General features: G+C 75.3%; 2 protein-coding genes. Both read left to right on the top strand.

Going from position 1 to position 8,826, the window contains the following annotated elements; genetic code table 11:
* Positions 1-2,939, top strand: a 2,939-nt coding sequence (locus ACG83_RS41380) for a type I polyketide synthase (protein WP_152991680.1), incomplete at its 5' end; no start/stop codon positions are given.
* A gap of 27 nt (positions 2,940-2,966) precedes the next feature.
* On the top strand, positions 2,967-8,826 hold a 5,860-nt coding region (locus tag ACG83_RS47525; RefSeq protein WP_369812961.1), incomplete at its 3' end, for a type I polyketide synthase.

Here is an 8,826-nt window from a genome sequence, read left to right as displayed (position 1 = left end):
TTCTCTATGTGTCCGGGCGGGTCGGTGCCGGCGGGATCGGTGAGCTGGTGTTGGTACGGCCGTTGACCGTGCCGGTTGACGCGGCGGTGGAGATACAGGTGCTGGTGGGGGCGGTGGACGGGTCCGGCCGACGAACCGTGGCGGTTCACAGCCGGGCGCCCGAGTCGGCGGACGGCGATGCCGGTGAGTGGGTGATGCACGCCAGCGGCGAGCTCGTGGCAGCGGTGTCGGGGGAGGCGGTCCCGGCGAGCGGCGTGATGTGGCCGCCGCGGGACGCCGAACCGTTGGACCTGGACGGTCTCTACCCGAGGCTGGCGGAGCGTGGCCTGGGCTACGGCCCGGCGTTCCGGCTGGTGCGCGCCGCGTGGTGGCACGGCGACGACCTCTACGCCGAGGTGGACCGCCCTGCCCCGGATCCCGCCCTCGATCCCGCCCTCGATCCCGTCGCGGACTCGTCGAGTCACGCCGGGGACCACCCGGCCGGCCACCTCGTACATCCCGCGCAGCTGGACGCGGCGCTGCATGTGCTCGCACCAGGCACCGATGCCGCCGCTGACGATGAGGCCGCCGCTACCGATACCGGCGGCACCGGGTCCGCGTCGGGGACCGTCGACCTGCCGTACTCCTGGGCCGGAGTGACCGCCTACGGCGCGGCGGAGGGCGCGCTTCGGGTGCGGGTGAGTACCGCCGGGCCCGGGCGGCACGCCCTCGCGGTGGCGGACGAGACCGGCGCGCCCGTCCTGGCCGTCGCCGCGCTGACGCTGCGTCCGCTGAACCTGGAGTCGCTCGCCGGGGCGGACGCCGACAGCCGGCGGCTCCACGAGCTCATGTGGTCACCGCTGTCGCTTCCGGTCACAGAGGCTCCGGCCGCGCCGTCGACCGGAGGCTGGGCGGTCGTCGGAGTGCACGGACCGGACGTCGCCGGAATCGGCCGGCCCGCTGTCGTGTACGCGGACCCTGGTGAGCTGCGGCGGGCGATCGTGGCGGGGGCACCGACACCCACGACGATCCTCCTGCGGTGTGCCGTCGGCGGTGGCGGCCAGGCCGGCGCATGGCTCGGCGGCGGGATTCCGCCCGGCGGCGACGCGGGCGGCGCGGACGGCACGGATGACGTGGACGACGTGGTCGAGCGGACCCACGTCACCATCTCCGGGGTGCTGCAGGCGCTGCAGGAGCTGCTGGCCGCCGAGGAGCTGGTCCACTGCCGGCTCGTGGTCCTCACCCGGGGCGCGGTCGCTGTCGGCGGTTCCGGTGACGCCGCCACCGACGGCTCCCTCGGCGGTTCCGGCGGCGGTTCCGGCGATGGCCGCCCCGACCTGCCGTCCGCCGCCGTGTGGGGCCTCGTCAGGTCCGCCCAGGTGGAGAACCCGGGCCGGATCGTGCTGGTGGACGTCGACGATCATCCTGGCAGCGTCGGTGCGTTGCCGGCCGTGCTGGTCGCGCCCGCGCCCGCGGTCGCTCCTGTGACGGTGCTGCGGGCGGGGCGAGCGTTCGTACCCGGACTCGTGCGCGTTCCCGGCCCGTCCGCCGGCGGTTCCGCGGTGCCGAGTCTCGATCCTGACGGGACGGTGCTGATCACCGGCGGCACCGGGGCGCTCGGCGCGGTGCTGGCACGGCATCTCGTGTCCAGGCACCGGGTGCGCCGTCTCGTCCTGGCCAGTCGCCAGGGTCTCGCGGCGGCCGGTGCCACCGAGCTGCTGGCGGAGCTGGGTGCCGCCGGGGCCACCGTGACGATCGTGGCGTGTGACTGCGCCGACCCGGCGGCGCTGCGCGACCTGGTGGCCTCGGTGCCGGCCGGACATCCGCTGACCGCGGTCGTTCACCTGGCCGCGGTGGTGCGGGACGCGACGCTCGACCGGCTCGACGCGGATCGGCTGACCGCGGTGCTCCGCCCGAAGGTCGACGCGGGATGGGAGCTGCACCGTCTGACCAGGCATCGGGATCTCGCCGCGTTCGTGCTGTTCTCCTCGGTGGCGGGCACGCTGGGCGCTCCGGGCCAGAGCAACTACGCCGCCGCGAACGCCTTCCTGGACGCGCTGGCGCGCCACCGCAGGGCCGACGGGCTCCCCGCGGTCTCGATCGCCTGGGGCCTGTGGGAGGGCGGCGGCGGGCTGACGGCGCACCTCGGCGCGGCCGACCGCGCCCGGATGGCCCGCTCCGGGATTCTGCCGATGAGCGAGGGGGCGGCACTCGCACTGTTCGACGAGGCGCTGCGAGCGGGACGCCCGGCGGTCGTCGCCGCCAGCCTGGATCATGACGTCATCCCGGCGGCGGGCCAGCCCGCGCTCGCCCTCGCGCCCGTGTCGGCGACATCGGAGTCGGAGCCGGAGCCGGGGTCAGGGCCGGGATCCGCAGGCCGGCGAAGCCCGCGGCCGCGCGGTGCCCTCGACCGCCTCGCCGAGCTCGCCGACGACGAGCGGGAGGCGGTGCTCCTCGATCTCGTCCGTGAGCAGGCGGCGACGGTGCTCGGTCACGCCGACGCCCGGTCGGTCCCGGTCGGCGGAACCTTCCAGGACCTCGGCTTCGACTCGCTCATGGGCGTCGAGCTGCGTAACCGCCTCGCCGGTGCCACCAGGCTGCCGCTTCCCGCCACCCTGGTCTTCGACCATCCCACCCCGGCGGCGTTGGCGGCGCACCTGCGCGCGGAGCTCGTCCCCGCCGGCGATCCGTCCGACCAGCCGGCAGCCGCCGGTCACGTCGGTGCCGCCGTCGGCACAGGGGACGCCGATCTCCGGCAGGCGATCGCCGCCGTGCCGCTGGACCGGTTCCGCGAGGCCGGCGTCCTGGATGTCGTCCTGCGGCTCGCCGGAGCGCACGGAGACCAGGCCTCCCCACCGTCCCCACCGTCCCCGCCGTCGCCACCGGACAGCTCGGATGTGATCAGAAACGCGGATCTCGACGAGCTGGTCCGCCTCGCGCTCGCTGACACCGACTCCTGACCCGCCCGACGCCCGGAGCTGATCATGGTGACAACGCCAGACAAGGTCGCCGCGGCGCTGCGCGCGTCGTTGCTGGAGAACGAGCGGCTCCGGCGGGAGACCCGGCGGCTGACCGAGGCGGCGCACGAGCCGATCGCCATCATCGGTATGGCCTGCCGGTTCCCCGGCGGCGTCCGGTCGGCGGCCGACCTGTGGAGCCTGGTCGAGGCGGGCGTCGACGCGATCTCGGAGTTTCCCCGCGACCGCGGCTGGGACGTCGACGCGCTCTACGACCCGGACCCGGCCCGCGGCGGTCATTCGTACACCCGTCACGGCGGTTTCCTCGACGGTGTCGGTGACTTCGATCCGGCGTTCTTCGGCATCAGCCCGCGTGAGGCGCTGGCGATGGACCCACAGCAGCGACTGCTGCTCGAGACCGCGTGGGAGACGTTCGAGCACGCCCGCATCGACCCGATGACGTCCCGCGGCACGCTGACGGGCGCGTTCGTCGGCGTGATGTACGGCGACTACGGCAGCCGGCTGGCGGACGAGACCGCCGCAGGCTACCTGGCGACCGGCAGCGCGGGCAGCGTCGCCTCCGGGCGCCTCGCCTATGCGCTGGGGCTGGAGGGCCCGGCGATCACGGTGGACACCGCCTGCTCGTCGTCGCTGGCGGCCGTTCACCTGGCCGCGGCAGCGCTGCGGGCCGGCGACTGCACGATGGCGCTGGCGGGCGGGGTGACGGTGATGGCCGCGCCGACCACGTTCATCGAGTTCAGCCGCCAGCGGGGGCTCGCGGCGGACGGCCGGTGCAAGGCCTTCGCCGCGGCGGCGGATGGCACCGGCTGGGGCGAGGGCGTGGGGCTGGTGCTGCTGGAGCGCCTGGTCGACGCGCGGCGCCACGGCCACCGGATCCTGGCGACGGTGCGCGGCTCGGCGGTGAACTCGGACGGCGCGTCGAACGGCCTGGCCGCGCCCAGTGGGGCGGCCCAGCGGCGGGCGATCCGCCGCGCACTCGAGAGCGCCCAGCTCACCGCCGCCGACGTGGACGTCGTCGAGGCGCACGGGACCGGGACGGCACTGGGCGACCCGATCGAGGCGGCGGCGCTCCAGGCCGCCTACGGGCCGGGCCGGCCCGCCGACCGCCCGCTGCTCGTCGGCTCGGTCAAGTCGAACATCGGGCACACCCAGGGTGCGGCCGGGGTCGCCGGGATCATCAAGATGGTCATGGCCCTGCGCGCCGGCGTCGTCCCGCCGACGCTCCACGTGGGCGAGCCCTCCCCGCACGTCGACTGGGCGGCGGGCGGGATCGAGCTGGTGACCCGGGCGCGGCCGTGGCCGGGCACCGATGCGGGCCGGCCACGCCGGGCCGCGGTGTCGTCGTTCGGGATCAGCGGGACGAACGCGCACGTCGTACTCGAGCTGCCCGCCGAGGCCACCGACCTGCCGGTGGGAGGCACCGCCCTGCGCGCCAGCCGTGCCGGTGGCACGGCTGGCGAGCGCCCGGTGGACGGACTGGTGCCCTGGGTGGTGTCGGCGAAGAGCGCGGCGGCGCTGTCAGCCCAGGTGGAGCGGCTGCGGTCGGTGGCGGGCGGTGCGTCGCCGGTCGACGTGGGCTGCTCGCTGGTCTCGTCGCGGTCGCTGTTCGACCACAGGGTGGTACTGCTGGCGGACGGCGAGCGCGCTCCCAGCGACGGCGACGGCGACGGCGGCGGCGGCGATGGCGGTGGCGGTGGCGGTGGCGACAAGGTTTCGGTGTCGGTCTCTGAGGCCGCGCGGGGAGTCGTGCGTCCGGAGCGCGGGCTGGGCTTCGTGTTCGCCGGCCAGGGCGGGCAGCGGGTCGGTATGGGGCGCCGCCTGTACGAGCGGTATCCGGTGTTCGCCGAGGCGCTCGACGCGGTGTGCGCGGAGATCGACGCCGCGCTGGGTCGTCCGCTGCGCGCGTTGATGTTCGACGGTCCCGAGCCGCTCCTGGGCCGGACCGAGTTCGCGCAGCCGGCCCTGTTCGCGTTGGAAGTGGCGTTGTTCCGGCTGGTCGAATCCTGGGGAGTCCGGCCGGGGCTGCTGGTCGGGCATTCCTTCGGCGAGATCGCGGCGGCGCATGTCGGCGGGTTCCTCTCCCTGCCGGACGCCTGCCGGCTGGTGGTGGCACGAGGGCGGCTGACGGGGGGCCTGCCGGCCGGCGGGGTCATGGTCGCGCTGCGTGCGTCGGAGGCGGAGGTGCTGCCGCTGCTGACGGAGGGGGTGTCGATCGCGGCCGTGAACGGCCCGGAATCGGTGGTGATCGCCGGTGCGGAGGGCGAGGTGGTCGCGGTGGCCAGGCGCTTCGCCTCGGCGAGGACCTTGCGGATCGGCTACGCCGCGCACTCTCCGCAGATGGACCCGCTGGTCGAGGGCCTCCGCACGGCCGCCGGTGGGCTGTGCGCCGACGGGGCGCCGCCCACCGGCGGTGCGCGGATCCCGGTCGTGTCCACGGTGACGGGCGAGCTGGCCACCGCCGAGCAACTGGGCTCGGCCGACTACTGGGCACGCCACCTGCGCGCCACGGTCCGCTTCGGCGACGCGGTCGAGTACCTGCGCGCCCACGGTGTCACCGACCTCATCGAGGTGGGGCCGGACGGCACCCTGTCGGCCCTCGTCCAGGACGGACTCGGGTGGCCCGGCACCGTCTCGCCCACGCTGCGTACCGACCGGGACGAGCAGGCCACCATCCTGACCGCGGTGGCCGGGCTGTTCGTCCGCGGGCACGAGGTCGACTGGTCCGGGATGATCGCTCCGTCCGGAGCGGACCTCGTCGACCTGCCCAGCTATGCCTTCGAGCGACAGCGATACTGGCCGGCTCCCGACCAGCTGCGCGAAGCCGGCGGCACGCCTGGACGTGGTGGCTCGGACCCCGCCGTCGTGGCGGCCGACGAGGAGTTCTGGGAGGCAGTCGAGCGGACGGACGTCGGCGCGGTCACGCGCGCACTCGGGCTCGGCGACGGTGCGCCCTGGGTGGACGCGATGGTGCCGGCACTGTCGTCGTGGCGGTCGAGGCGGCGGGTGGCCGCGGCCACGGCGGCCTGGTGTTATGAGATCGGCTGGTCCCGTCTCGACGGGCCGGCCGGTACCCCCGGCGGCGCCTCGGATGCGAACCCCGGCGAACCGGGCGGCGAACCGAGCCCGGCCGGGGGCTGTGACCCGAGCGGATTCACCGCCCGCACGCTGGTGGTCCTCGGCACGGAGGCGGACCGCGAGGGCTGGGCCGACACCGTGATCGATGCGCTGGGGCCCGGCGTGGTCACCCTGACGCTGGAGGCTCCGGCCGGATCGGTGGGGCTCGACCGGCGCGCGCTGGCCGAGCGCCTGCGGCAGGCCCAGCCGCCCGCCGAGTCCACCTTCGCGTCCGAGTCCGCCTTCGACGTCGTGGTCGCGCTGGTCGGGCTCGACGAGCCCGAGCCCGACAAGGAGGCCGGAGCCGACAAGGAGGCCGAGCCCGACAAGGAGGCCGGGGCCGACAAGGAGGCCGGGGCCGCGGGCGAGGCCGAGGTGCCGGTGGCTCTCGCCCGCGTCGTCCTGCTGCTGCAGGCGCTGGGGGATGCCGGCGTCCGGGCGCCGCTGTGGGCCCTGACCAGGAACGCGGTCGGACCGGACGTGGCGGATCGGCGCGGGATCGAGCAGGCGGGTCTCTGGGGCCTGGGCCGGGTCGCCGCGCTCGAGTACCCGGACCGCTGGGGCGGCCTGATCGACCTGCCTGACGAGCTCGAGCCGGTCGTGCTCGCCCGGCTCACCGCGGTTCTGGCCGGCCGGGCCGGCGACGAGGACCAGGTCGTGATCCGTGCCGACGGCACGCATGGACGCAGGCTGCGGCGTGCGGCCGGTGCGTCGGCGGACGGCCCGCCGGCGGACGGCGTGTCGGCGGACGGAGCGGAGCGGGGCTGGGTGCCACCGTCGTCGGGCACGGTTCTGGTCACCGGCGGCACCGGAGGCCTGGGCGGCGAGGTCGCCCGCTGGCTGGCCCGCCGGGGAGTCCGCGACCTCGTCCTGGTCAGCCGGCGCGGCTCCGCGGCCCCCGGCGCCGCGCGGCTGGCCCGCGAGCTCGTCGACCTCGGCGCGCGGCCGACGATCGTCGCCTGCGACATGGCCGATCGGACGGCGGTGGCGGCGTTGCTCGCGGGGATTCCCGCCGAGCGACCGCTCGTCGGCGTCGTGCACGCGGCCGGTGTCTCCCGGTTCGCTTCCCTGGACGAGTGCGATGTCGCCCAGATCGCCCAGGACGTCCCGGCGAAGGTGCGCGGAGCCGAGCACCTCGACGACCTGACCACGGGCCTGGATCTGTCCTTCTTCGTGGTCTTCTCGTCGATAGCCGGTGTGTGGGGCGGTGGTGGGCAGGGCGTGTACGCGGCGGCGAACGCCATGGTGGACGCACTGGTCGAGCGGCGGCGCGGCCGCGGGCTGCCGGGAACCGCCATCGCCTGGGGGGCCTGGGACGAGGCCGGGATGGCCGCGACACCGGAAGCCTCCGCGATGCTGACCCGGCAGGGCCTGGTGCTGATGCGGCCGAGTCGGGCCATCGCCGCCCTGGCGGCGGCACTGGAGCGTGGCGCCGGTCAGGTCGTGATCGCCGACGTCGACTGGGGCCGGTTCCTGGCCGTGTTCACCGCGCGCCGCCCCAGCCCGCTGCTCGCCGAGCTGCCGGAGGCGGCTGCCGCGGCCGTGGCCGCGGACGGGTCGGCGCCGGGGAGCGACACACCCGACCAGGGCGGCCGAGCCGCGCGTTCCGCCCTGGTCGAACGACTCCGAAAGGCACCCGACCAGGAAAGGCAGCGGATTGTCCTCGACCTGGTCCTCGCGGAGGTGGCGCGGGTGCTGGGGCACGGCTCCGTGGCCGCCGTCCAGCCGGACCGCCCGTTTCGGGAGCTCGGCTTCGACTCGCTGACGGCCGTCGAGCTGCGCAACGGGCTCGCCGCGGCGACCGGAGTGCGGCTGCCCACCACCGTCGTCTTCGATCATCCCACCGCGGAGGCGATGGCCCGGCTGCTTCGCGCGGACCTTCTCGAACTGGCCCCCGCGCCCGGGAGCACCGCACCCACGGCCCCCGCGTCGCGCGCCGCCGCGGACGACGACCCGATCGTCATCGTGGGGATGGCCTGCCGCCTGCCCGGCGGGGTGGACTCGCCGGAGGCGCTCTGGGATCTCGTCGCCGCCGGAGCATCCGGGATGTCCCCGTTCCCCACCGACCGCGGCTGGGACCTCGACGGGCTCTCCCGCTGGGACTCGATGCCGAACCAGGGCGGGTTCCTGCGGGGGGCGGCGGATTTCGACGCGGCGTTCTTCGGGATCTCGCCGCGGGAGGCGCTGGGGATGGATCCGCAGCAGCGGTTGCTGCTGGAGGTGGGGTGGGAGGCGTTCGAGCGGGCCGGCATCGACCCGACTTCCCTGCGCGGCGGGCCGACGGGCGTGTTCATCGGCGCCGCCCAGATGGCCTACGCGGAGACCATCCGGCAGGCCCCGCCGGAGCTGCACGGCTACCTGCTCACCGGCACCGCCACCAGCGTGATGTCCGGGCGTCTCGCCTACGTCCTGGGCCTGCAGGGGCCGGCGGTGACGGTGGACACGGCGTGCTCGTCGTCGTTGGTGGCGATCCACCTGGCGTGCCAGTCGCTGCGTTCGGGGGAGAGCGCGCTGGCTCTCGCGGGCGGTGTCGCGGTGATGGCGACCCCTGATCCGTTCATCGAGTTCAGCCGGCAGGGCGGCCTCGCCGCCGACGGCCTCTGCAAGTCGTACTCGGACTCCGCCGACGGGACGGGGTGGGGTGAGGGGGTGGGGCTGTTGGTGTTGGAGCGGTTGTCGGATGCGGTGGCGGCGGGTCGGTCGGTGTTGGGTGTGGTGCGGGGTTCGGCGGTGAATCAGGATGGTGCGTCGAATG

Origin of the sequence: Frankia sp. R43, from assembly GCF_001306465.1 — a bacterium.
GTDB lineage: Bacteria > Actinomycetota > Actinomycetes > Frankiales > Frankiaceae > Parafrankia > Parafrankia irregularis.
Note: the sequence above shows the minus strand (reverse complement) of the source record. Positions and strands in the feature narration are given on the sequence as shown.